Here is a 22,980-nt window from a genome sequence, read left to right on the forward strand (position 1 = left end):
TTTTGTATATGATCCCTCACCTGTCCGGTCGAGAAAATCTGACCCCCATTAACCTATGTTATAGATGGTTTTATCGTTTGGCTTAATCGTTCGAGGCCGCCCGGAATTGGGCTGGCAGTGGCACTCGCTTCGGGGCCATAACAATTGGACGATCAAAGGCTGGAACAGAAATGACCCGCGCCCAGGCCAACATACCGTCATCTCCACTGGGGCGCAAGATCACCAGTTACATGAGCCTCACAGACGAGGAGAAGAATTTCCTCAACGATTTGGAGCGCAATGTTACCCGTCACGGCTCGCGATCCGATCTTCTCCAGCAGGGCGAACGCTACGGTTGTGTGCGCGTGATGCGCAAGGGCTGGGCGATTCGTCACAAAGCGCTTCCCGACGGGCGGCGGCAGGTCGTCAATTTTGTCCTGCCTGGGGACATCATCGGCTTTTACTGCAACCTGTTCGAGACGGCGGACCATGGCGTCACCACCCTGACCCCCGCCGAGGTCGCCAATTTCCAGCCGGAACGCATCATTGAACTGTTCAAGCTCTTCCCCCGTCTGGCCGCTGCCCTCGCCTGGTCGGGCGCCAAGGAGGAAGCGATCATCGCCGAACGCCTGCTCAGCGTCGGGCGCCGCACCGCGCTGGAGCGCACCGCCCATCTGATCGTGGAACTGCTGCGGCGGTTGAGCATCGTCGGGTTGGTCGAGGAGGGACGCTTCACCCTGCCGGTCACCCAGGAGATCCTGGCCGACGCGCTGGGGCTCAGCATCGTTCACATCAACCGGACGCTTCGCCGCCTGCGCGACATCGGGCTGATCGATCTGGCGGGCCAGCAGATCACCGTCCACGACGTCAAGCAGCTTGCCTCCGTCGGCCAGTTTGACGAGTTGTACCTGCACCTGATCCAGGCGCCCAAACAGTTGGAACACGCGCTGGACACCAAGTCGGACCGCAAGCGCGCGGGCGATTGACCGTATTCTCGGTCCCCTTCGATATCCCTTCCTCCGATTAACCTATGACAATGCGCTGGCGAGGGGGATCGATATAGAATCTAAATTACCTCCTCGGATAACTGAGGGGGCAGACCATCGAGCGGACAGCGGTCACCCCGGGACGGCCTCTCCGAACAGGCCGAACGGAGGGCATCGGGCAGCCGGCATCGCCGTCCTGTTGTTCATTGGTCCACCGCTGCTCATTGGAAAGTCCATGACCGACGCCCCCCTCGCCGGCCGATCCGCAAGCTCCGGCATATTGACCGTCGCCCTTCTCGAGGACGACATGGTGCTGTGCCTGTGCATGGAAACCCTGTTCGAGGATTGGGGAATGCTGCTGGTCAGCGCCCCGAACCCCGCCGCTCTTCTGGACGCACTGAACGGTGGGGCGCTCCCCGACATCCTGGTGGCCGACTATCATCTGGGACGTCACGGCAAGGCGCCCGAATCGGTGAAGGCGGTGCTGGCGGAAATCGGCTCCGCCCTCCCCGTCATCATCACCACCGGCGATGAGTCCGCAGCCACCCAGGCGGACATCCGCGCCGCGGGATGGCATTTCCTCCCCAAGCCCTACGATCCCGAATCGCTTCGTGCCTTGATCCTGACCGTTCTGGGGCACACGGACTGACAGGCCGTTTCCGGGTCCGTTCCATCAAACGCCGGCCCGGACATCCTCCACCAGCGTCTCCAACCGGTGCAGGTCGCGGACGACCAGCGCGTCGGCCCGCCGCTCCACCAGCCCGTCTCGGGCGAGGTCGTTCAACACGCGGGCGACCGTCTCGCGGGCGGTGCTGACCCGGCTGGCGATGTCGGCATGGACGGGGATCGGAGCGATCACCGCCGACCGCCCTTCCACCCGCCCGCGCTTGGCGAGGCGCAGCAGTTCGGCGTGGACGCGGTTGTTGGCGCCCAGCGTTGACAATTCCATCACCCGATCGGTGGCGATTCGGACCACCCGGCACAGCCGTTTCATCACCGCCATGGCCAACTCCGGGTGGCCGGACACAAGATCCTGAAAGGGCCGGGGCGCCAGGAAGGCGATCAGCGTCCCCTCCTCCAACGCCACCGCCGACGCCGAACGGGGAAGCCCGTCGATGGCCGCCATCTCGCCCAGGAAACCGCCGGCCTCGATGTCGTCGAAGCTGATCTCGCGGCCCGTCGGGGAATGGCTCAACACCCGCACGCGCCCTTCGACCACCAGCACGACGTCCCGCGAGCCCCCCTGATGGTCGATGATCTGCTCGCCCGCGTGGAAGCGACGCCAGCGGCACTGGCGCGCCACGGCGGCGCGCTCCTCCGCGGACAGCGGGCTCAGCAGCGTGATTCCATCCAGCCGGGAAGGTCCAGCGTCGGCAGGCACGGGGTCGCATCCTTTTCTGACAACCGCCCTCAAGCGCAACGCGGAGCATAGCCGCGCCTGCGCAAAGGTGGAACCTCCTCCCTCCAACGGGTGTCGCTAACGTCCCGTTAACCCTGAAAGCGGCAGAACGGACGGGACGCGCCCACCGGATTTGAGAGAGCCATGTCGTTCCAACTGCCCTCCGGCCCCGTTCCCCGCAGCCTGATCCCCTACGCCGGCCGCGTGGATTCGCAGCGCCTGCTGTCGGTCGTCGCCATCCCCTTCGCCGCGGCCATCGCCATGGCGACCGCCGTGGCGGCGATGGGCGGCGTGACCGACCCCATCGCCGCGGCCGGCGGGCCGATGTACTTCGTCCTGAACTTCGTGAAGTTCTGCTATCTGGCGGTCTCGATGGCCCATCTGTCCGGCGCCCTGGCGGAGCGCGCCAACGGCGGCTTGCCCGCCGGTCTGTGGCTGGACGAGATGGACCGCTCAGAACCGGAATCCCGCGAGTCCTTCTGGCACGCCTTCCCGAACCACCTCGACGGAGCGGCCATCGCCGGCTGCGTCACGATGCTGTGCTTCCTGCTGACCTGAGAGCGCGCCGTCCGGACAGCGCGCCATCCTCGACACGGATGCGGTGCAGGGTCAGCGGCACGTTCAGCAGCGTGGCCAGCACCGCGACCCACCACGCCTCGAAGACCAGGGGCAGCACGGCCAGTTCCCCCGCCACGACCAGATAGTTGGGGTGGCGGACCCAGCGGAACGGTCCGCGCCGCACCAGCGGCGCGCCGGGCAAGGTGACGATGCGGGTGGTCCAGAACCGCCCCAGCGTGGCGATCACCCAGACCCGCCCGGCCTGCAGCAGGACGAACAGAGCGAGCAGCCAGCCGTTGATCGGCGCGTCCGCCGGCACGACGGCGAACAGCAGGGCCAGCCAGCCGGCGTGCAGCCCGACGAACAGCGGGTAATGGGCGGCCCCGACCTCCCGCGCGCCCTCTTCCAGCAGGAGGCGCGTGTTGCGCCGGGCGACGACGAGTTCGCCCAGACGCTGGGCCGCGACCAGCAGCAGAATGACGTGGGGCCAGCCCAGCGGCAGCGTTTCCATTCCAAGCGCTCCTAGAGTTCGACCTGGGCCATCGCGGCGGTGAAGCCCGGGCCGAGCGCGGTCATCAGGTGCGGGCCGCGGGCGCCGGAGGCGATGCGCCGCTCCAGCACGAACAGCACGCTGGCCGCCGACATGTTGCCGCAGCGGCGCAGCACCGCCCAGGCGTCGTCCAGCCCGGCGGACACCGGGGCGCAGACCTCCTCCAACGCGTGCAGGACCTTGGCGCCGCCGGGGTGGACGATCAGTCCGGCGAGATCGCCGCGGGCCAGCCGCCGCCGCTCCAGGAAACCGTTGAGCACCGGCACCAGCCGGTTGCGGATCAGGGTCGGGATGCTCTGGCTGAAAATCACGCCGAGCCCGTCGTCCTCGACCCGCCAGCCCATCACGTCCTGCGTTCCCGGCCAGGTGTGCTCCACCCCGTCCACGAGGCGCGGCCCCTCTCCGTCCTCATTGGCCCCCTCCCCATCGGCGCGTAACACCGCCGCCGCGGCGCCGTCCGCGAACAGGGCGCTGGCGACGACATTGGTCGGGGTCGCCTCCGCGGAGCGGAAGGCCAGCGTGCAAAGTTCCACCACCAGGAACAGCACCGTCCGCCCCGCCATCGCCTGGGCGATCTGCCCGGCGCGGGTCAGCCCCAGCACGCCGCCGGCGCAGCCCAACCCGAACAGCGGCAGTCGCACCGTATCGGGCCGGAAGCCCATGCGCTCCAGCAGCAGCGCCTCCAGGCTGGGCGTGGCGATGCCGGTGGTCGAGGCGCAGACGATGGCGTCCACGTCCCGCGGCGCCAGACCGGCGCGGGCCAGCGCCTGCCCCGCCGCCTCTTCCAGCAGGGACAGGGCGCCATCGCGGAAAGCGGCGGTGCGCTCCGGCCAGCCGCGCGGCTCCATGTACCAGTCGATGGGCATGACGGCGTGGCGTGTCTCGATGCCGGTGTTTGCGAAGACCGGCACCAGCCGATCGAAGTCGCGCATCCGCGGCCCGAAAACGGCCCGCGCGACGCCGAGCGCCTCGTCCTGGCCGAGACGATGGGGCGGCAGGGCCGTGGCGAGCGAGAGGATGCGGGGGGTATGGTTCATCCTCAGCGATGTGATGCGCGCAGGGGTGGCAGACCAGCCCTCCGGAGGGAGTTCCTTCGCTTGCTCCCCCACGACTCTTTCCCGCTCTCCGATACGTCGATGTGGATTGAGCAGGAGCCATGTCCTGTATCACTATATCGGGCGTCGGATTTTCGGGGGTGTGGCGGTGGATCGGAACGAACAGGACAGCCAGAGCGCTGCGGACGAGGCCGCGTCCCACCGGTCCGTCGGCATCGGCCTGATGGGTCGGCTGCGCGCCTATTTCCTGGCGGGTGTCCTGGTGACGGCACCGATCGCGGTGACGGTCTATCTCGGCTGGTGGTTGCTGGCCTTCATCGACGGGCATGTGCGCCCGCTGATCCCCACCGCCTACAACCCGGAAAACTACCTGCCCTTCTCCATCCCGGGCATCGGGGTGCTGACGCTGATCATCGTGCTGACCCTGATCGGGGCCTTCGCAGCCGGCTATGTCGGGCGGCTGGTGGTGCGCATCGGCGAAGGCGTGGTGGAGCGCATGCCGGTCGTCCGCTCCGTCTACGGGGCGGTGAAGCAGATCGTCGAGACGGTGGTCGCCAAGAAATCCAAGGCCTTCCGCGAGGTGGTGCTGGTGGAATATCCGCGCCACGGCGTGTGGTCTCTAGGCTTCATCACCGGAGCCGCCCATCCGGAGGTGCAGAAGATGTCGGCGGAGGAGATGGTCCACGTCTTCATCCCCTGCGCTCCGCCGACCGCCGGCTACTTGGCGATCATGCCGCGGCGGGAGGTGACCGTTCTGGACATGACGGTGGAGGACGGGCTTAAGCTGGTGATGTCCGGCGGCATCGTCACCCCGCCCGACCGCAAGTCCCCCCCGCAGCTTCACAAGCTGGATCGGGAGCGCAAAAGCGCCTGACCGTCACCAGCCGCTCAACCCGCTCAGTAGCTCACACGGATGCCTTCGCGGTATTGCCGGGCGGATTTCGCGTCCTCGAAGGCACCAACTCCGCTCTTCTGCATCGCTTCCCACGCCGCCATGACCTCTTCGCGCAATTGAACCCGCTGGCCCATCACCGGAGCGTCCGTCCTGGTTTGCGTTGCAGGAAGGGAGATCGACGGAAACAACGAATCGTCCGACGTGAATTCACGGTCCTGTGAAACCGTATGGGTGGATGGCTGCCCCGTGCGCTCGGCAATCAGCGATGCCGCATCCCACTCCCCAATGGAGCGAAGCGCCTTGTCGATGGACGACAGGTCTACCCCGGCATCCTTCAATTTATAGGCCGCATCGGCTTCCTTGCGTGTGTACGCCATCCGCGAGTCGGCGGGCTGCGTGATGCTGAAGCCCTGGAAGGGATCCAGAATCATACGCTGGTTACCGGATTGAGCAAGCAACAGCGCCGGGTTGGTGCCCTGCGCCATCAGTGAGGTCGATATCTCCCCATACTGCTCCGACGCTCCCTGACCACGCTGATCCAGCAGGGACAGCTTTCCCATAAGCTCCTCTCGCTTCGCACTGGTCGCGCTGAGAGCTTTTCTGAAATCATCCGACGTGGTGTCGTCGCTGGAGAAAAGCCCCGCATTATCATTGTGAGCCATGCGAAACGTCGCCGAGTACGCCGTGAGACGGGACTCTTTAAGCCGCTGTTTGAGCGCATTATGGACGTCTTCGCCGGTCAGCTTGCCGCTGTCGACCAACGACGACAACTGCGTCCGCGTTTCAGCAGACAGCGCATTGAACGCGGTCAAAGACTCATCGCGCAGAGAAGAGGCCAGAGGGCTCAACGACACACTGTCCGCAATCCCTCCGGTGGTTCCACCGATCGCCCGCCCTGTTCCGCCTCCTGACGCCGACGAAGCGGACGGAGACGGAACGGAAGACGATGTGCGTTGGATTGATCCGCCCCGTTGTGAGGAGACATCGGAAATGCTCATCGCCGGATTCCTCGCCAGTTAGGAAAAGAGGCATTGTGCTAATCATAAACAAAAAGGATCATGAAGACACCAATCACACGCAAAACCACATACATATGCGTTAATAAATTCAGGCCACATTTCGCCAAACTCAAACACTGATCAACGCCCAGCCGACAAGGCGCTTTGAATTTCTCACGCGACCTGCGTATGAGCGTTGATCAATATTATTAATATTCAATCACTTTCTTCCAAGAATCACTCAGAAGAATAATCCGCGCCCGCCACTCCAATAATCACAGCCATGACGAACTCTTTATTCAATTTATTTTCCATTGATGAGGATTCATCATTAGCTGACAGAAAGACAATTTTCAAGAGAAAAATATAAAAATGCACCAACCCTTAGTTATCTAATCATGAGACACCGACACAAATTATTTGAATATTTGCGTATGCGCTGCATGTCGTTGAAGCAGTGTAGACGAGCATTTCTCCTGCCGACTTGGCAGCGGTGATGCACTGAAAAAGAGGCACTCTTTGGAGACCCGGCGACGGGCAGGCTCGCACGAAAAAGAGCGCGCACGTCAGGCTTGAGAAGTTTGCTGGAGAACAGACTTGAGGCGCCGATCAAGATTTTGATCGGACCGAGCAAAATCAATGGTTTGCGCCCATGAAAACGGGGTCTTGATCTGCGCTCCTACCCCGACCGCAGCGTCTTTGCGGCCGCGTCCCGTTCGAACAGATACAACAAAGTCCGCAGCGCCTGACCGCGCTCCCCCGCTAAGTCCGGATCGCGGTCCACGATCAGCTTTGCGTCGTCACGGGCGGCGGCCAGCAGGTCGCCGTGCACCGCCAGATCGGCCATGCGGAACTCCGGCAGGCCGGACTGGCGGGTGCCCAGCACCTCGCCCGCACCGCGCAGCCGCAAGTCCTCCTCCGCGATGACGAAGCCGTCCTCGGTGTCGCGCATCGTTTTCAGGCGGGCGCGCGCCGTCTCCGTCAGTTGCGGGTCGAACATCAGCAGGCAACTGGACGGCTTCTCGCCGCGTCCCACCCGGCCACGGAGCTGGTGAAGCTGGGCGAGGCCGAAGCGCTCGGCGTGCTCGATCACCATGACGGTGGCCTCGGGCACGTTCACGCCGACCTCGATGACCGTGGTGGCGACCAGAACATCCAGGTTGCCGGCCTGGAAGGCCGCCATCACCGCGTCCTTGTCCGGCCCGCGCATCTTGCCGTGCACGAGCCCCACCCGATCGCCGAAGGTGGCGCGCAGGAAGGCGTGGCGCTCCGTCGCGGCGGCGAGGTCGGTCTGTTCCGATTCGTCCACCAGCGGGCAGACCCAATAGACCCGCGCGCCCTCTTGCACCTTGCGGTGGATGCCGTGCACCACCTCCTCCAGCCGGTCGAGCGCGATGGTCACGGTCTGGATCGGCTTGCGCCCCGCCGGCTTCTCGGTCAGGCGCGACACGTCCATGTCGCCGTAGGCGGTCAGGGTCAGCGTGCGCGGGATCGGCGTGGCCGTCATCACCAGCACGTCCACCGCCCGCCCCTTAGCGGAGAGCTGGAGCCGCTGGTGGACGCCGAAGCGGTGCTGCTCGTCGATCACCGCCAGGGCGAGATCCTTGAAGGCGACGTCCTCCTGGAACAGCGCGTGGGTACCGACCAGCAGCGGCAATTCGCCCGAGGCCAGACGGTCCAGCACCGCCTGCCGCGCCTTGCCCTTGTCGCGCCCGGTCAGCAGGGCGAGGTCCACCCCCGCCGCCTTGCACAGCGGGGCGAGGCTTTCGGCGTGCTGGCGGGCCAGGATCTCGGTCGGCGCCATCAGGGCGGCCTGATGACCCGCCTCCACCGCGTTCAGCATCGCCATCAGCGCGACCACCGTCTTGCCGCTGCCAACGTCGCCCTGGAGCAGGCGCAGCATCCGCCGCTCCGCCGCCATGTCCTCGTAGATTTCCTCCAGCGACGTGACCTGGGACTTGGTCAGGGAAAAGGGCAGCGCCGCGGCGACCTTGGCGCGCAGCCGCCCGTCGCCCTGGATGACGCGGCCGGACAGGCGGCGCTGCTGCATGCGAACCAGCGTCAGGGCGAGCTGGTTCGACAGCAGTTCGTCATAGGCCAGCCTGCGGCGGATCGGGTTGGTCGGGGCGAGGTCGGCCTCGTCCTCCGGCGTGTGGGCGCGGCGGATCGACTCGTGCCATGTCGGCCAGCCGTTGCGGGAGCGCCACGCCGCGTCCTGCCATTCCGGCAGCTCCGGCACGTCGGTCAGCATGGCCCGCACGGCCTTGCGCAGCGTCTTGGCCGGGAGCCCGGCGGTCATCGGATAGACCGGCTCCACCGCCTCGATCTCGTCCTTCGATTCCAGCGGGACCACGGCGTCGGGGTGGGTGATCTGCGGCGTGTCGTGGAACCACTCGACCTTGCCGGACACCACCACCGTCTTGCCGACCGGCATCTGCCGCTCCAGCCAGTCGCCCTTCACATGGAAATAGATCAGCTCCAGCACGCCCGTCTCGTCGGTGCAGCGGACCTTGTAGGGATGGCGGGAGTTGTGCGGAGCGGCGTGCGAATCGATGCGCACCGTCATGGTGGCGATCCGCCCGTTCGGCGCCTCGGCGATCTTCGGGGCGTAGCGGCGGTCGATGACGCCGCAAGGCAGGTGCCACAGCAGGTCCACGACCTGCGGACCGGCCAGCTTTTCGACGAGCTTGCCCAGCCGGGGACCGAGGCCGGGGAGCGCCGTCACCGGACGGAACAGGGGGAAGAGAACGACGGGACGCACGGGAATGGAGTCTCGGCAGCGGGGGTACGGGGGCCTGTGGCACCCATTCAAGCCCGCCGAGGGGGCTCCGCGTCAAGCGCGGCGGTTTCCGAAGATGGCCGGGAGGGGAAAAGAAGACGGCGGTGTGCAAGGGGTTGGGGGGAAGCCTGGGCGGGGGACGCCGATCCAAGGCAAAAGCCCGTTGCACACCGCCGCAAGAAACGATCCGAGGGTATGCGGGAACATTCCGGATCGTGTGTGGCCGGCGGCGGGAACCGCCGGTGGATGACTCGCCAGTAATCAAACGTCGTCAATGACTGTAGTTGTAGCGTCGCCCGCCTGACCCCAGCGTTGCGGGATCATGAAATCCGTTTCATGAAGCGCCTGCTCACCGCGCCGCGGCCAGCAGGGCGTCGATGTCCACATGCTCCTCCAGCCGGGCGGCGATGCGGTCGAGCGCCTGTTCGACCGTCGCCGCGTAGGATTGGCCGGACGCCTCGCCCCCCAGCCCCGTCAGGAAGGCGGCGCGGAAGCCGTCCGCCCCGAACAGGCCGTGCAGGTAGCAGCCCATCACCCGCCCGTCGGCGGACACCGCGCCATCGGTCTGCCCGTTCGCCAGGGTCAGCATGGGTCGGGCGCGGTCCGGCCCCTCCGTTCGGCCCATGTGCATCTCATAGCCGGCGACCGCGGCCCCCGTGGCGGTCTCCGTCCCGGTCGCCTCCTCCAACACCTTCGGCCCCTTCAGCACGGTGTCCACGTCCAGCAGGCCCAGCCCCTCGGCCTCGCCCGGCGGCCCCTCGATGCCGTCCGGGTCGGCGATGCGGCGGCCGAGCATCTGGTAGCCGCCGCAGATGCCCAGCACCCGCCCGCCGCGCCGGCGATGGGCGGCGAGATCGACGTCCCAGCCCTGGGCGCGCAGCACCGCCAGATCGGCGATGGTCGCCTTGCTGCCCGGCAGGATGACCAGATCGGCATCGCCCGGCAGCGGTTGGCCGCGCGGCACCATGGACAGGGCGACGTCCGGCTCCTGGGCCAACGGATCGAAATCGTCGAAGTTGGCGATGCGCGACAGCATCGGCACGGCGACGCGCAGCCGCCCACCCGAGCGGGTCCTCCAGGTGTCCAGCGCCACCGCGTCCTCCGCGGGCAGCAGGGCGGCGTCGGCCAGCCAGGGCACGACGCCGAAGCTCGGCCAGCCCGTGCGCTCGGCGATCACCGACAGGCCGCCGTCGAACAGCCGCACGTCGCCGCGGAACTTGTTGATGAGGAAGCCGGCGACCAGCGCCCGCTCCTCCGGCGGAATCAGGGCGTGGGTGCCCACGAGGCTGGCAATCACCCCGCCGCGGTCGATGTCGCCCACCAGCACCACCGGCACGCCCGCCGCGGTGGCGAAGCCCATGTTGGCGATGTCGCCGGCCCTAAGGTTGACCTCCGCCGGGCTGCCCGCCCCCTCGACCACCACAATGTCCGCCTCGGCCTTCAGCCGCTCGAAGCTGTCGAGCACGGTGGGGAGAAGCTGCCCCTTGCGCGCCTGGTAGTCGCCGGCCCGTGCCGTGCCCGCCACGACGCCGCGCACCACCACCTGGGACCCGACGTCCGACTGCGGCTTCAGCAGCACCGGGTTCATGTGGACGGACGGCGCCACCCCGCAGGCCCGCGCCTGGAGCGCTTGGGCGCGCCCGATCTCGCCGCCGTCGGCGGTGACGGCGGCGTTGTTGGACATGTTCTGCGGCTTGAAGGGCCGCACGGTCAGGCCGCGGCGGACCAGCGCCCGGCACAGCCCGGCCACCAGCAGCGACTTTCCGACGTCGGAGCCGGTGCCCTGCAACATGATCGCGCGCGGCATGGCTCAGAACTCGATGCCCGGCTGGGCCTTGATGCCCGCCTGGAAGGGGTGCTTGACCAGCGTCATCTCGGTCACGAGGTCGGCGGACTCGATCAGCTCCGGCTTGGCGGTGCGGCCGGTGACCAGCACATGAAGCCCCTCGCGCCGCCCGGTCAGCACGGGAAGCACCTCCTCCACCGGCAGATAGCCCATGCGCAGGACGATGTTCAGCTCGTCGAGCACGACGAGGCTGTACCGCGGGTCGGCCATCAGCTCCTGCGCCTTGGCCCAGGCGGCCTTGGCGGCGGCGATGTCGCGCTCGCGGTCCTGGGTCTCCCAGGTGAAGCCCTCACCCATCGTGAAGACGTCCACGAGATCGTCGAAGCGCTCCAGCGCCACCGTCTCGCCCGTGGACCAGGCGCCCTTGACGAACTGCACCACCCCCACCCGCATGCCGTGCCCGGCAGCGCGCAGGATCAGGCCGAAGGCGGCGGTGGACTTGCCCTTGCCGTTGCCGGTGTTGACCATCAGCAGGCCCTTCTCCTGCGTCTTGCTGGCCATCACCCGGTCGTGCAGCGCCTTGCGCCGCTTCATCTTCTCGGCGTGGCGTTCGTTCTGGTCGGCATCGTTCCGGTTGGCGTCTTCGGTCATGGTGTCTCTCCCTTCAGCAGCAGCGGCAGCCCGGCGGCGACGAAGGCCACCCGCTGGGCCACGGCGGCGATGTCCTGATGCAGCCGCCCGGCATGGTCGCGAAAGCGGCGGGCCAACGCGTTGTCCGGCACGATGCCCAGCCCCACCTCGTTGGAAACCAGCACCACCCGCCCCTCCACCCCGGCCAGCGTGGCCAGCAGTTCGGCGGAACGGGCAGGCACGTCGGCCTCCGCCATCATCAGGTTGGACAGCCACAGCGTCAGACAATCGACCAGCACGCTCGTCCCGGCGCCGGCGTGGCGGAGCAGCGCGCCGGACAGGTCGAGCGGCTCCTCCACCGTAATCCAGCCGGGGCCGCGGTCCTCCTTGTGGCGGGCGACGCGGTCGGCCATCTCGGAATCCCAGATCTGGGCGGTGGCGATGTAGACCCGCGGGCCGGGCGATGCGGTCACCAGCCCCTCGGCGTAGCGGCTCTTGCCGGAGCGGGCGCCGCCCAGGACGAGGGTGATGTCGGTGCTCATGACGGTCGGATCACCTTGACGCTTGCGGGTTTGGGCGACGCTTGGCGGACAGGCGCTTGCGGAATCGGATGGTTAGCGCAGTTGGCGGCCCGGCGCAAACCGCCATGGCGGTTGTCCTCCGCCACCTCCGTCCCGTACCATCCGCCGCCTTCCCTCCCGAACGATCCCGGAGCCGCCGATCGTGACCGACACCAACCGGCCCCGCCCGGCCCTGGCCCGCGCCGCAGCCTTCCTCCGGCGCCTCACCGGCAAGCTGTTCCGCCGCGGCGCGCCCGTCCCTCCGCCTCCGGCGAAGCCGGCGCCTGTGACGGAGCCGATGGAATCCGGGGTCTTCACCGGCGACTCCGGCTCGCTCGCCTACCGCCTGTTCGTGCCGAAGGGTGCGGCGGCCGGACCGCGCCCGCTGCTGGTCATGCTGCACGGCTGCACCCAGTCGCCGGAGGACTTCGCCGTCGGAACCCGCATGAACCGGCTGGCCGAGGAGGCCGGCTGTCTCGTCCTCTATCCGGAGCAGACTCCCGCGGCGAACGACAAGAAATGCTGGAACTGGTTCAACCCCGACCACCAGCGCCGCGAGCGCGGCGAACCGGCGCTGATCGCCGGAGCCACCCGGCAGGTCCTGGCGGAGCAAGGAGCCGATCCGCAGCGTGTCTACGTCGCCGGAATTTCGGCGGGCGGCTCGGCCGCGATGGTCCTGGCGACCACCCATCCCGACCTGTTCGCCGCGGTGGGCGTCCATTCCGGCCTGCCCTACGGCTCGGCCAGCGGCGTGCCGTCCGCCCTGCTGGCGATGAAGGCCGGCTCCTCGCCCGGCCAGCGTCCGGCGGCCGGGGCTCCGGTGGTTCCGGCCATCGTCTTCCACGGCGCCGCGGACAAGATCGTGCATCCGCGCAACGGCGACCATGTGATGGCCCAGGCCACCGCCAACGCGGAGGGCCTGACCGCGAAGACCGAGGACGGGCAGGCCCCCGGCGGGCGCGGCTTCACCCGCACCGTTCACAAGAACCGCGATGGAGCGACGCTGTTCGAGCAGTGGACCGTCCACGGCAGCGGCCACGCCTGGTCCGGCGGCAGCCCGGACGGCACCTACACCGACCCCCAGGGGCCGGACGCCGCGCGGGAGATGCTGCGCTTCTTCCTGTTCCACAGGCACCCCGCGCCCGCGAAAGGCGCCTGAGTCCGCGGTTACCACTTTTGCACAGCCGAATTGGCGCCGCCCGTGCCATAAACTCCTTTAGCATTCTCCAGCCCACCGATCCGGCCATGCGCGTCACCGCCCTTTGCCTCGCCGCCCTCGGCGCCCTCGCGCTGTGCCTGTCGGCTTCGCCGACGGTCCAGGCCGCCAACGTCTCCGCCGGGCAGGCCGAGGCGAAGGAGGCCGCCAAGTCGCTGGGCAATTGCACGCCCGCCAAGGTGGAGGTGATGAGCTACGTCACCGGCCGCTCCGGCCAGACGGTGTTCAAGGTGGGCTGCACGGAGGACAAGGACACCTTCGTGCTGGTGCAGTGCCGGTCGCGAATCTGCACGCTGCTGCGCTGATCGCGGCTTTTTGGATTCATGGCTTTTTAACTGGGTTCGCCTGGAATCGGACTCGAACACGGGACGGGGTGCAGGGAATCATGAGGCTCGCTCAGTCAATCGCGGCTCTGGCGCTGGCGGCCCTTCCCCTGGGCGCCTGCAGCGGGCCGATGATGGTCGCCAGCGTCGGCGCGGATCTGGCCTCCGTCACCAGCACCAAGAAGACGCTCGGCGATCATCTGGTGTCCGCCGCGACCGGGCGCGACTGCTCGTCCGTGACCTTCTCGGAAACCGGTCATTATTGCCCGGAGAAGGTCTATGTCGACCGCTCCCGCGTCTACTGCTACAAGACGTTGGCCGATGTGGATTGCCACCACATCCCGGATCCGCACCGCAACGGCCACACCGCGCTGGCGAGCCCGCCGCCGGACATCCGGCCGGAACCGCGCCAGCCGGGCTGGATCGAACGGATGATGACCGCAGCAGAGCAATAAGCCTGGGGCCTCTCCTCAGCGCATCTTCTTCGCCACGAAAGCCTTGGCGAGGGTCATCATTGCCTTCTCGTGGGTGACGCCGCCCTGACCGCCCTTGCCGGCGGGAACCACCATGGTGGCGGATTTGACCGGGGCGGGTGAACCGGCGCGTCCGCCCGCCGTCGGTGCGTCCTCCCCAGGATCGCGGCCAAGGCGGCTCAGCACGTCGGCCAGCGCCTCCTTGCTCAGCGCCGAATCCGCGGGACCACGGGACCGGCCCGGCGCTGCGGGTGCCGAACGGCTGGGCGCCGACGGGCGGACTCCCCGCTCGACCGCCGCCGCGGCGATCGCCTTCAGGAAGGGCTGGGAGATGCCCAGCAAAAGCTGCGGGTCCTCGACCGCCCAGGCCATCAGGAGCTTCTGCGCGGTCGCCCGGCTCCCCTTGGCCGCCACCAGCGCGTCGCGCACCTTGCCGTCCACATAGGAATTCGCCATCGCCACACGCCTCCGACCGCTGCGGACCCTCATCCGCGCAACAGCGCGACTCTCGGGCGGCAAGGGTTAACAAAGGGTTGCAAAGGCGGTTGCCCGAACGCGGCACGACTCCCCACGGGCAGGGCGGTTGCGCGGCGGGGCGGGAATGGAGGATAGTGGGCCTATGCTGATCGAAACCTACGCCGACCTGATCTGCCCCTGGTGCTACATCGGAAAGCGGCGGCTTGCCCGCGCGTTGGCCGACCGGCCCCGCGTCCAGGTGGAACTGCGGTGGCAGCCCTTCCAGCTCAACCCGGACATGGCACCGGGCGGGATGGAGCGCAGCGCCTATCTGGCGGCCAAGTTCGGCGGCACGGAGCGGGCGCGGCAGATACACCTGGTGGTCGAGGAAACGGCGGAGCGCGACGGCCTGCCGCTGCGGCTGGACCGCATCCGGCGCACGCCCAACAGCTTCGACGGCCACCGGCTGATCCGCATCGCCGCCCGCCATGGGCTGGGCGACCGGATGGCCGACGCGCTGTTCCACGCCTATTTCGTGGACGGGCTGGACATCGGCGACCGCGACACGCTGGCTGCCACCGCCGCCGGCCTGGGCTTCGATTTTACGGACATCAAAAATCTGCTGAACGGCGATGCGGAGACCACGGCGGTCTTCAACGCCGACGCCACGGCGCGGCAACTCGGCCTTCAGGCGGTCCCCTGCTACATCTTCAACCGGCGTTACGCGCTGTCCGGCGCGCAGGAGCCCGCCAGCTTCCTTCCGCTTCTCGACCTTGGGGTGGAGGAGCAGGAAGGCGTCACGGCGGCGGCCGATTGATGATCCGCGTCACGCCACGCATCAGCCTGGACGAGAGCGAGCTTCAGGAGAGCTTCATCCGCGCCTCCGGACCGGGCGGACAGCACGTCAACAAAACGGACAGCGCGGTGCAATTGCGCTTCGACGTGGCGGCCTCGCCGAACATCCCGGATGAGGTGAAGGCCCGGTTGGTCCGGCTGGCCGGCTCGCGCATGACGGCGGCGGGCGTGCTGATCATCGTCGGCGACACCTACCGCAGCCAGCTTCGCAACCGCGAGGACGTTCGGGAGCGGCTGATCGATCTGATCCGCGACGCGACGGTGGTGCCCAAGAGCCGCCGTCCGACCAAGCCGACCCTTGGCTCCAAGAAGCGCCGCCTGGAGGCCAAGGGTCAGAGGTCCGATATCAAGCGTCTGCGCTCCGGCAAGTCGGAGGACTGAGGCCGTTTATTGCGGCGTCTTTTGCCGGCTCAGCGAGATCATGTTCCCGCCATACTGGAACTCCGGGAGATTGGCGAACTGATCCTTGGTGAGTTGGGTCGCCACGATGGCGTCCTGCTGCTGGTTGTAGCGGACGTTGTCGATGTCCAGCGCCACGTTGCGGCCGCCGATGCCCATAATGCCGCCGGTGGAGACCACGAGCTGGCTCGGGCGGTTGCTGCGGTTGAACAGGACGTCCTCGACCTGCCCCACCTTCTGCCCGTCATAGGCGACGACGGACTTGCCCAGCATGGCCTGCGGCTCGATCCGCGAGGCGGTCTGGAGCGACTGTTCGGACATCGGACGGGATGCCTGCTCGCTTCCTCCACCGAACCAGCTCGACGTCTCGGCGCAGCCCCCCAAAGCCAAAAGCGCAACCGCCGACAGGACCGGAACAGCAACCTTACGCATAGCCCCCTCCTTCTGACGAGATAATCACGCGGGTTTAAACAGGCCATCGACCGCAATCGTCACGGCGTCTTGCGCCGATTGCGCCCGGTGGCGCCGGAACGTGCCGCCTTCCCCGGCGTTCTGCACTGTCTCAACTCTCCCGAGGCTCCGCAGAACATGGCCGAAGACACCGCCCGCCGGTTGCAGGCCCGCCCCATCCCGGTGCCGAAGGCCGCCCCGCCCGCCTCCACCCAGACGACGCTGCTGGTCACCGCGCTGGTGGTGGCAACCTTGTATCTGGGAAGCGACATCCTGGTCCCCATCGCGCTCGCGGTGCTGCTGACCTTCGTCCTGGCGCCCATCGTCAGCCGGCTGGAGCGGCTGCGGCTGGGCCGGGTGCCGTCGGTGCTGGCCGTGGTGGTGCTGGTCTTCGCGGGCATCGCCGCCTTCGGCACGGTGGTCGGCGGGCAGATCGCCGATCTGGCAGACAACCTGCCCAGCTACCAGCGCAACGTCCACGCCAAGCTGGATTCGCTGCGCTCCAGCGCGTCGTCGGCGGGCAGCGGCGGAGTGGTCCAACAGGCGACCGAAGCCTTCCGCGACCTGAAACAAGGGCTGGAGCAGGTGACCGGGGAAAACCCGCCCCCCGCCACAGCTCCAGCCGCCGCCCTGCCCGCCCCCGGCGCGGCGCGGGAACCGGTGCCCGTGCGGATCGAGCAGGACGGGTCCGACGCGCTCACCATCATCAGCGACGTGCTGGGGCCGGCGATGGCGCCGGTCGCCACGGCGGGCATGGTCCTGGTCTTCACCATCTTCATGCTGCTGCAACGCGAGGATCTGCGCGACCGGCTGATCCGGCTGGCCGGGTCCGGCGACCTCAGCCGCACGACGGAGGCGATGAACGACGCGGGTGAGCGGGTCAGCCGCTACCTGCTGATGCAGTGCGTCGTCAACGTGACCTACGGCCTGCCCATCGGGATCGGTCTGTGGCTGCTCGGCGTGCCGAACCCGCTCTTGTGGGGGATGCTGGCGACGGTGCTGCGCTTCATCCCCTTCCTGGGGCCGGCGATCGCCGCGGCCTTCCCGATCCTGCTGTCCTTCGCGGTCGATGCGGGATGGACCCTGCCGCTGCTCTGCATCGCCCTGTTCGTGGCGGTGGAGCTGTTCTCCAACAACGTGGTGGAGCCCTGGCTCTACGGCTCCGCCACCGGCCTGTCGTCGCTGGCGATCATCGTCGCGGCGGTGTTCTGGACCACGCTGTGGGGGCCGGTCGGGCTGCTGCTGGCGACGCCGCTGACCGTCTGCCTCGTGGTGCTGGGGCGGCACGTGCCGCAGCTTCATTTCCTGGAGGTGATGCTGGGCGACCGACCGGTCCTGCCCGACGAGGCCAAGCTGTACCAGCGCCTGCTCGCCCGCGACCCCATCGAGGCCATGGAGATCGCCGAGGAGAAGATGAGCAAGGGCGGGCTGGTGGAGGCCGGGCACGGCCTGCTCATCCCCGCCCTGTCGCTTGCCGAGCAGGACCGCCAGCGCAACCGCCTGAACCCGGAAGGACGGCAGGCGGTGGCCGAGGGCATGACGACGTTGCTGGACGAGATGATGGAATCCTCCCCACCCGCCGCGGAGGACACACCGCTGGTGCTGTGCATCGGTGCCCGCAACGACCTGGACGAGGCCGCGGCGGCGCTGCTCGGCCACATGCTGCGCCCGCGGGGGCTGCGCGCCGACGTGATCCCGTGCGAGAAGGTGTCCGTCCGCTCCATCGCCGCCTTGGCCCCGACCGGCGTGTCGGCGGTGGTGCTGTCCTATCTGAACCCGTCCGCCCTGTCGCACGCCCGCCGGCTGGTGCGCCGGTTGCGCCTGCATTTCGGCCCGAACGTGCCGATCCTGCTTTGCCTGTGGAGCGCCCACCCCGAAGCCGACGCGCCGGAACACGCCATATCCCAGACCACCGCCGACCGCGTCGCCACCAGCCTGACCGGCGCCGTCACGCAGTTGGAAGAGGTGGGCGTGCTCGCCCCCGTCGAAGCGGAGAAGGCCCCTCAGGCATAACGGTCAGGAAGGCGCGACGATGGTGCAGACCCGTTTCAGCGCGTCGGCCGCGCGCTCCACATCCTCGTCACGCACCAGCACGTAATCGGTGTCGTAGGTGGACATGGCGAAGATCGGCACCCGCGCCTGGGCCAGCGGCACGGCGATGCGCGCCAGCACCCCGAACAGCGAGAAGTCCAGCGGCCCTTCCACCTTGAAGGCGCGCCAGCCGCGCTCCGCCGTCACACCCTCCGGCACGCGGGACTCGCGGCAGAGGATCGACAGCTCTTCCCCCGTGCGGGTGGCGCTGACCAGCGGGTCGGTCCAGTCGAGCCAGCCGGGCATCCCGTCCCCCGGTGCCAGCCGCGCCACCGCCAGACGGTCGGGCAGGACCGACAGGGTGAGCGGCTTGGTCTCCGGCAGCAGGGCGGCGTCCAGCGTGGCGCGGTCCACCTCGAACGGCTTCAGGATGCGCTTGGCCCTCGCGGCCAGCGACGGGATGCGGGAGCGCATGGCCCGGCCCAGCATGTCCGCCGCGACCGGGCGAAGCTCCGGATCGTCCGCCGCCAGATCGACCATGGCCTGAAGCGCCGCGCTCTGCACGATCCGGCTCGCCCGGTTCTCGAACCAGCCCTCCAGAAGCGCCACCGCGCGCCCGCGCTGCTGCTCCGTCAGGGTCAGGCGTGGCAGGACCGCCGCCAGATGCCAGCGCACCTCCGCCTGCTCGATGGCCGCGGCGTCGGTCAGCAGCCGTTCCGCGAAGGCGTCCAGCGGACGGGCATCGCCGCGCGACACCCGCTCCAGAGCGTCGGCCGCCCGCATCCGCACCCCGGCGTCGGCGTCGAACAGGCAGGCGACCAGTTCCGGCAGCCGCGCGGGATCGGCGGCCACCGCCTCCGCCACCGTCGGGATGTCGCCGAAGGCCCGCCGGTCACCGCCGAGCGCCAGGGCCTTCGCCAGGCCCCTGTCCTTGGGCCCGATATCCTTGGGCCCGCTATCCTTGCCCATCGCCTCAGCGCCGCCCGAAGGGACGCGAGGGGATGTTCCGCCCGAACTTGGACCCGGCCTTCAGCGCGCTGGGACGCGGCGGCGGAGGGGGCGGAGGCGGAGGCGGCGCCTCGCCCTTCGGCACCGCGCCGCCGCCGGCCATCTGCGCCAGATCGCTCATCAGCCGGTTGACGCCACGCACCCGCTGGGCCTCGTCGGCCCATTCGCGGGTGTAGACCAGCTTGTGGTCGGGCCGCAGCTTCATCAAGCTCATCTGCTGGCTGATGTAGGTCAGCAGCTTGGCGGGCTCGGCGTAGCTGTTGTTGCGGAAGGTCAGCACGGCGCCCTTCGGCCCGGCGTCCACACGCTCCACCCCCGCCTGACGGCAGAGCTGCTTGATGGTCACCACGTCCAGCAGGTTCTCCACCTCGCCCGGCAGCTTGCCGAAGCGGTCGATCAGCTCCGCCGCGAAGCCGTCGATCTCCGCCCGGTCCACCAGTTCGGCGATGCGGCGGTAGAGCGACAGGCGCACCGTCAGGTCGGGGACATACTCCTCCGGGATCAGCACCGGCGTGCCCAGGTTGATCTGCGGGGTCCAGGGCTGGTCCTCCGCGCCGCTCGGCACCTGCCCGTCCATGTTGGCGCGGGCGTTGGCGACGGCCTCCTCCAGCATGTGCTGGTACAGCTCGACGCCGACCTCCTTGACGTGGCCCGACTGCTCCTCGCCCAGCAGGTTGCCGGCGCCGCGGATATCCATGTCGTGGCTGGCCAGCTGGAAGCCGGCGCCCAGGCTGTCCAGCGTCTCGATGACGTGCAGCCGCTGCTGCGCCGTGCCGGTCAGCGGCTTGTTCGGCGCGTAGGTGAGGTAGGCGTAGCCGCGCACCTTCGAGCGGCCGACGCGCCCGCGGATCTGGTAGAGCTGGGCCAGGCCGAACATGTCCGCCCGGTGCACGATCAGCGTGTTGGCGTTGGGGATGTCGATGCCGCTCTCGATGATGTTGGTGGCGAGCAGCACCTCGAACTTGCCCTCGTCGAAGGCGGTCATCACCTCCTCCAGCTCGCTGGCGGGCATCTGGCCGTGGGCGGTGACGATCTTGACCTCGGGTACCAGCTCGCGCACCCGCTCGGCGACCTTGGGCAGGTCCTCCACGCGGGGGCAGACGTAGAAGGTCTGGCCGCCCCGGTAATGCTCGCGCAGGATGGCCTCGCGCACCACGACGGGGTCGTAGGGCAGGACGAAGGTGCGCACCGCCAGACGGTCCACCGGCGGGGTGGCGATCAGCGACAGCTCGCGCACGCCGGACAGCGCCATCTGCAGCGTGCGCGGAATCGGCGTGGCGGTCAGCGTCAGGACGTGCACGTCGGCGCGCAGCTCCTTCAGCCGCTCCTTCTGCTTCACGCCGAAATGCTGCTCCTCGTCGACGATGACCATGCCGAGCTGCTTGAACTGCACGCCCTTGCCGAGCAGCGCGTGGGTGCCGATCACGATGTCGGCGGTGCCCTCCGTCAGCTCCTGCTTGACCTTGGTCTGCTCCTTGGCGGTGACCATGCGGGAGAGCTGGACGATGCGCAGCGGCAGCCCGGCGAAGCGGGTGGTGAAGGTCTTGAAATGCTGGCGCGCCAGCAGCGTGGTCGGCACCACCACGGCGACCTGCTGCCCGCTCATGGCGACGAGGAAGGCGGCGCGCAGCGCCACCTCCGTCTTGCCGAAGCCGACGTCGCCGCAAACCAGCCGGTCCATCGGACGGCCCGAGCCGAGATCGGTGAAGACCTCCTCGATGGCCTTCAGCTGGTCGTCGGTCTCCGGATAGGGGAAGCGGGCGGCGAACTCCTGATAGACGCCCTCCGGCGTGTAGACCGGATCGGCCTTCTTCAGCATGCGCTCGGCGGCGATCTTCAGCAGCGCCTCGGCCATGTCCTTCAGGCGCTTCTTGACGCGGGCCTTGCGGCCCTGCCAGCCGGCCCCGCCCAGCTTGTCGAGCTGCGCGTGCGCGTCCTCCGACCCGTAGCGGGTCAGCACCTCGATGTTCTCGACGGGAACGTAGAGCTTGTCGCCCCCCTCGTAGATCAGCCGCAGGCAGTCGTGCGGCGCCCCGGACACCTCCAGCGTCTCCAGCCCGTCGTAGCGCCCGATGCCGTGGTCCATGTGCACCACGAGGTCGCCCGAGGCCAGCGCCGTGTATTCGGCGATGAAGTTGGCGGCCTTGCGCTTCTTCTTCGCCGCCGGGCGGACGAGGCGGTCGCCGAGGATGTCCTGCTCGGTGATGACGGCCATGTCGGCGGAGGTGAAGCCGTGCTCCATCCCCAGAACGATCATGCCGATGATGTTGCGGTCGAAGCGGCGGACGTCCTCAATGCTCTCCGCCGGCTCCAGCCCCGGAATGCCGTGGTCGCCCAGCACCGTCATCAGACGGTCGCGCGACCCCGCGGAATAGCCGGCCACCAGCACGCGCCGCCCATCGGCCCGCAGCGCGCGGATGTGGTCCTTCACCGCCTCGAAGACGTTGACGTCGGGCCGCGCCCGCTCCTCGGCGAAGTCGTGGCCGCGGCGCCCGCCGGCGTCCAGCGTACCCTTGATGCCCGGCGGCGTGCCGAAGGGCTGGAGCTGCGCCACGGCGTGGGCGGCGAACAGGTCATCCCAGGCCTGGGCGTCGAGGAACATCATGCCGACCGGCACCGGCTTGTAGACCGGCGAGCCCGTCCGCTTCTCGATGACGATCATGCTCTCGCGGGAGGCGTGGAAGTCCACCACCTGCGCGATGCGCGAATCGCGGGCTTCCGTCGCCTGATGGTCCAGCGACAGGATGGCCTTCGGCATGTAGGCCAGCAGCGATTCCATCGTCTCGTGGAACAGCGGCAGCCAATGCTCCATGCCGCCGTACTTGCGCCCGGCGCTGATCGCCTCGTAGAGCGGGTCGTCGTCGGTGACGGCGCCGAACAGCTCGCGGTAGCCGGAACGGAAGCGGGCGATGCCGGCCTCGTCCAGGAAGACCTCCGACATCGGCTTCAGGTCGATGCCGTCGCGCTTGTCAGTGGTGCGCTGCGACATGGGGTCGAAGCTGCGCACCGCCTCCAGCTCGTCGCCGAACAGGTCGAGGCGCAGCGGCTCGTCGGTGCCCGGCGGGAACAGATCGACGATGCCGCCGCGGATGGCGAACTCGCCCGGCTCGCGCACCGTCTGGGCGCGGGTGTAGCCGTTGCCGGCCAGATAGCGCTGCAGCTTCTCCAGGTCGATCCGGTCGCGCAGCTTCGCCGAGAACACCGCGTCGCGGAAGGCGGCGCGGGGCGGCACCTTCTGCACCATGGCGTTGACGGTGGTCAGCACGACCAGCGGCGCGGCGTCCGCCTTGCGCGCCAGCAGGCGGGTCAGCGTGTCGATGCGCTTCGCCACGATGCCGCCGTTGGGCGACACGCGGTCGTAGGGCAGGCAGTCCCAGGCCGGGAAGACCTGCACCTCCAGCGACGGCGCGAAGAAGGCCAGCGCCTCCGCCAGCTGGGCGGCGCGGGTGTCGTCGAGCGCGACGTGGAGAAGTCCGGCACTCCCCGCCCGCTTGGCGAGGTCGGCGAGGACGCGGGCGTCATGACCGGCGGGGGCGCCGCCGACCAGAAGGCGGCCGGAGCGTCCCGGCTGCAACTGTTCGAAGCTGGGCAAGG

The 22,980-nt window shown here is 68.4% G+C and carries 22 protein-coding genes; 10 read left to right on the forward strand and 12 right to left on the reverse strand.

Annotated features, from left to right (window positions below):
* Window positions 1-230 precede the first annotated feature (230 nt).
* Complete coding sequence (locus tag H0B54_RS04210) at window positions 231-965, forward strand: Crp/Fnr family transcriptional regulator (RefSeq protein WP_246472316.1); 735 nt, start codon at window positions 231-233, stop codon at window positions 963-965.
* Between the two features lie 235 nt (window positions 966-1,200).
* Window positions 1,201-1,614 (forward strand): response regulator, encoded by a 414-nt coding sequence (locus H0B54_RS04215; protein WP_188259352.1) that lies wholly within the window; start codon window positions 1,201-1,203, stop codon window positions 1,612-1,614.
* A gap of 24 nt (window positions 1,615-1,638) precedes the next feature.
* On the opposite strand, the gene H0B54_RS04220 is transcribed toward H0B54_RS04215, so the two are convergent.
* Window positions 1,639-2,346, reverse strand: a complete 708-nt coding sequence (locus tag H0B54_RS04220) for a cyclic nucleotide-binding domain-containing protein (protein ID WP_188259353.1) — start codon at window positions 2,344-2,346, stop codon at window positions 1,639-1,641.
* A gap of 162 nt (window positions 2,347-2,508) precedes the next feature.
* On the opposite strand from H0B54_RS04220, the gene H0B54_RS04225 reads away from it, so the two are divergent.
* Complete coding sequence (locus tag H0B54_RS04225) at window positions 2,509-2,922, forward strand: hypothetical protein (RefSeq protein WP_188259354.1); 414 nt, start codon at window positions 2,509-2,511, stop codon at window positions 2,920-2,922.
* Here H0B54_RS04225 and H0B54_RS04230 read toward each other — a convergent pair.
* Together H0B54_RS04230 and H0B54_RS04235 are read right to left on the reverse strand one after the other, a co-directional pair.
* Entirely contained in the window at window positions 2,894-3,433 is a 540-nt protein-coding gene (locus H0B54_RS04230; protein ID WP_188259355.1) for an isoprenylcysteine carboxyl methyltransferase family protein, read from the reverse strand. The two genes, H0B54_RS04225 and H0B54_RS04230, sit on opposite strands and share 29 nt — an antisense overlap.
* Before the next feature lie 11 nt (window positions 3,434-3,444).
* Window positions 3,445-4,509 carry a type III polyketide synthase gene (locus H0B54_RS04235; RefSeq protein WP_188259356.1) on the reverse strand — a complete coding sequence of 355 codons (1,065 nt, stop codon included), beginning with the start codon at window positions 4,507-4,509 and terminating at the stop codon, window positions 3,445-3,447.
* 166 nt (window positions 4,510-4,675) lie between these two features.
* On the opposite strand from H0B54_RS04235, the gene H0B54_RS04240 reads away from it, so the two are divergent.
* Window positions 4,676-5,401: a DUF502 domain-containing protein gene (locus H0B54_RS04240; protein WP_188259357.1), complete on the forward strand. Its 726-nt coding sequence runs from the start codon at window positions 4,676-4,678 to the stop codon at window positions 5,399-5,401.
* 23 nt (window positions 5,402-5,424) lie between these two features.
* On the opposite strand, the gene H0B54_RS04245 is transcribed toward H0B54_RS04240, so the two are convergent.
* The 5 genes from H0B54_RS04245 to cobU all read right to left on the reverse strand — a co-directional run bounded on the left by H0B54_RS04245 (window position 5,425) and on the right by cobU (window position 12,157).
* On the reverse strand, window positions 5,425-6,420 hold the full coding sequence (locus H0B54_RS04245; RefSeq protein WP_188259358.1) for a hypothetical protein: 996 nt from the start codon (window positions 6,418-6,420) through the stop codon (window positions 5,425-5,427).
* Between the two features lie 679 nt (window positions 6,421-7,099).
* Window positions 7,100-9,181, reverse strand: coding sequence for an ATP-dependent DNA helicase RecG (gene recG, locus H0B54_RS04250; RefSeq protein WP_188259359.1), 2,082 nt, complete (start codon window positions 9,179-9,181; stop codon window positions 7,100-7,102).
* A gap of 367 nt (window positions 9,182-9,548) precedes the next feature.
* A complete protein-coding gene (locus tag H0B54_RS04255; RefSeq protein WP_188259360.1) occupies window positions 9,549-11,006 on the reverse strand; it encodes a cobyric acid synthase in 1,458 nt (485 codons plus the stop codon).
* Window positions 11,007-11,009: 3 nt separating this feature from the next.
* Window positions 11,010-11,636 carry a cob(I)yrinic acid a,c-diamide adenosyltransferase gene (cobO, locus tag H0B54_RS04260; RefSeq protein ID WP_188259361.1) on the reverse strand — a complete coding sequence of 209 codons (627 nt, stop codon included), beginning with the start codon at window positions 11,634-11,636 and terminating at the stop codon, window positions 11,010-11,012.
* On the reverse strand, window positions 11,633-12,157 hold the full coding sequence (cobU, locus tag H0B54_RS04265) for a bifunctional adenosylcobinamide kinase/adenosylcobinamide-phosphate guanylyltransferase (protein WP_188259362.1): 525 nt from the start codon (window positions 12,155-12,157) through the stop codon (window positions 11,633-11,635). The genes cobO and cobU overlap by 4 nt, the downstream gene beginning before the upstream one ends.
* A 181-nt stretch (window positions 12,158-12,338) precedes the next feature.
* Between cobU and H0B54_RS04270 the strand changes: the two genes are divergently transcribed.
* The 3 genes from H0B54_RS04270 (at window position 12,339) to H0B54_RS04280 (ending at window position 14,169) form a co-directional block, all read left to right on the forward strand.
* The gene (locus H0B54_RS04270) at window positions 12,339-13,334 is read left to right on the forward strand and encodes an extracellular catalytic domain type 1 short-chain-length polyhydroxyalkanoate depolymerase (RefSeq protein ID WP_343068889.1); all 996 of its coding nucleotides are present in this window, start codon (window positions 12,339-12,341) and stop codon (window positions 13,332-13,334) included.
* An 86-nt stretch (window positions 13,335-13,420) separates the two neighbouring features.
* The gene (locus tag H0B54_RS04275; RefSeq protein ID WP_188259363.1) at window positions 13,421-13,696 is read left to right on the forward strand and encodes a hypothetical protein; all 276 of its coding nucleotides are present in this window, start codon (window positions 13,421-13,423) and stop codon (window positions 13,694-13,696) included.
* 80 nt (window positions 13,697-13,776) lie between these two features.
* A complete protein-coding gene (locus H0B54_RS04280) occupies window positions 13,777-14,169 on the forward strand; it encodes a hypothetical protein (RefSeq protein WP_094302363.1) in 393 nt (130 codons plus the stop codon).
* Between the two features lie 15 nt (window positions 14,170-14,184).
* Here the strand turns inward: H0B54_RS04280 and H0B54_RS04285 are convergent, their stop codons facing one another.
* A complete protein-coding gene (locus H0B54_RS04285; RefSeq protein ID WP_094302242.1) occupies window positions 14,185-14,643 on the reverse strand; it encodes a hypothetical protein in 459 nt (152 codons plus the stop codon).
* A 163-nt stretch (window positions 14,644-14,806) separates the two neighbouring features.
* Here H0B54_RS04285 and H0B54_RS04290 point away from each other — a divergent pair, with 163 nt between their 5' ends.
* Both H0B54_RS04290 and arfB read left to right on the forward strand, forming a co-directional pair.
* On the forward strand, window positions 14,807-15,460 hold the full coding sequence (locus H0B54_RS04290; protein ID WP_188259364.1) for a DsbA family oxidoreductase: 654 nt from the start codon (window positions 14,807-14,809) through the stop codon (window positions 15,458-15,460).
* A complete protein-coding gene (arfB, locus tag H0B54_RS04295) occupies window positions 15,460-15,879 on the forward strand; it encodes an alternative ribosome rescue aminoacyl-tRNA hydrolase ArfB (protein ID WP_188259365.1) in 420 nt (139 codons plus the stop codon). The genes H0B54_RS04290 and arfB overlap by 1 nt, the downstream gene beginning before the upstream one ends.
* 6 nt (window positions 15,880-15,885) lie before the next feature.
* Here the strand turns inward: arfB and H0B54_RS04300 are convergent, their stop codons facing one another.
* Window positions 15,886-16,329: a PRC-barrel domain-containing protein gene (locus H0B54_RS04300; protein WP_094302245.1), complete on the reverse strand. Its 444-nt coding sequence runs from the start codon at window positions 16,327-16,329 to the stop codon at window positions 15,886-15,888.
* A 156-nt stretch (window positions 16,330-16,485) separates the two neighbouring features.
* On the opposite strand from H0B54_RS04300, the gene H0B54_RS04305 reads away from it, so the two are divergent.
* Entirely contained in the window at window positions 16,486-18,360 is a 1,875-nt protein-coding gene (locus tag H0B54_RS04305; protein WP_188259366.1) for an AI-2E family transporter, read from the forward strand.
* Between the two features lie 3 nt (window positions 18,361-18,363).
* Here the strand turns inward: H0B54_RS04305 and H0B54_RS29455 are convergent, their stop codons facing one another.
* Together H0B54_RS29455 and mfd are read right to left on the reverse strand one after the other, a co-directional pair.
* Window positions 18,364-19,347: an ACT domain-containing protein gene (locus H0B54_RS29455; protein ID WP_211109173.1), complete on the reverse strand. Its 984-nt coding sequence runs from the start codon at window positions 19,345-19,347 to the stop codon at window positions 18,364-18,366.
* Between the two features lie 4 nt (window positions 19,348-19,351).
* Window positions 19,352-22,978: a transcription-repair coupling factor gene (gene mfd, locus H0B54_RS04315; protein WP_188259367.1), complete on the reverse strand. Its 3,627-nt coding sequence runs from the start codon at window positions 22,976-22,978 to the stop codon at window positions 19,352-19,354.
* Window positions 22,979-22,980 lie beyond the last annotated feature (2 nt).

Origin of the sequence: Azospirillum tabaci (genome assembly GCF_014596085.1) — a bacterium.
Taxonomy (GTDB): Bacteria; Pseudomonadota; Alphaproteobacteria; order Azospirillales; family Azospirillaceae; genus Azospirillum; species Azospirillum tabaci.

What these genes read in the sequence shown, in the direction of transcription:
- H0B54_RS04210 (WP_246472316.1), top strand. Translation starts at nt 231, where the DNA reads ATGAGCCTCACAGACGAGGAGAAGAATTTCCTCAACGATTTGGAGCGC.
- H0B54_RS04215 (WP_188259352.1), top strand. Translation starts at nt 1,201, where the DNA reads ATGACCGACGCCCCCCTCGCCGGCCGATCCGCAAGCTCCGGCATATTG.
- H0B54_RS04225 (WP_188259354.1), top strand. Translation starts at nt 2,509, where the DNA reads ATGTCGTTCCAACTGCCCTCCGGCCCCGTTCCCCGCAGCCTGATCCCC.
- H0B54_RS04230 (WP_188259355.1), bottom strand. Translation starts at nt 3,433, where the DNA reads ATGGAAACGCTGCCGCTGGGCTGGCCCCACGTCATTCTGCTGCTGGTC.
- H0B54_RS04235 (WP_188259356.1), bottom strand. Translation starts at nt 4,509, where the DNA reads ATGAACCATACCCCCCGCATCCTCTCGCTCGCCACGGCCCTGCCGCCC.
- H0B54_RS04245 (WP_188259358.1), bottom strand. Translation starts at nt 6,420, where the DNA reads ATGAGCATTTCCGATGTCTCCTCACAACGGGGCGGATCAATCCAACGC.
- H0B54_RS04255 (WP_188259360.1), bottom strand. Translation starts at nt 11,006, where the DNA reads ATGCCGCGCGCGATCATGTTGCAGGGCACCGGCTCCGACGTCGGAAAG.
- cobO (WP_188259361.1), bottom strand. Translation starts at nt 11,636, where the DNA reads ATGACCGAAGACGCCAACCGGAACGATGCCGACCAGAACGAACGCCAC.
- cobU (WP_188259362.1), bottom strand. Translation starts at nt 12,157, where the DNA reads ATGAGCACCGACATCACCCTCGTCCTGGGCGGCGCCCGCTCCGGCAAG.
- H0B54_RS04275 (WP_188259363.1), top strand. Translation starts at nt 13,421, where the DNA reads ATGCGCGTCACCGCCCTTTGCCTCGCCGCCCTCGGCGCCCTCGCGCTG.
- H0B54_RS04280 (WP_094302363.1), top strand. Translation starts at nt 13,777, where the DNA reads ATGAGGCTCGCTCAGTCAATCGCGGCTCTGGCGCTGGCGGCCCTTCCC.
- H0B54_RS04285 (WP_094302242.1), bottom strand. Translation starts at nt 14,643, where the DNA reads ATGGCGAATTCCTATGTGGACGGCAAGGTGCGCGACGCGCTGGTGGCG.
- H0B54_RS04290 (WP_188259364.1), top strand. Translation starts at nt 14,807, where the DNA reads ATGCTGATCGAAACCTACGCCGACCTGATCTGCCCCTGGTGCTACATC.
- arfB (WP_188259365.1), top strand. Translation starts at nt 15,460, where the DNA reads ATGATCCGCGTCACGCCACGCATCAGCCTGGACGAGAGCGAGCTTCAG.
- H0B54_RS04300 (WP_094302245.1), bottom strand. Translation starts at nt 16,329, where the DNA reads ATGCGTAAGGTTGCTGTTCCGGTCCTGTCGGCGGTTGCGCTTTTGGCT.
- H0B54_RS04305 (WP_188259366.1), top strand. Translation starts at nt 16,486, where the DNA reads ATGGCCGAAGACACCGCCCGCCGGTTGCAGGCCCGCCCCATCCCGGTG.
- H0B54_RS29455 (WP_211109173.1), bottom strand. Translation starts at nt 19,347, where the DNA reads ATGGGCAAGGATAGCGGGCCCAAGGATATCGGGCCCAAGGACAGGGGC.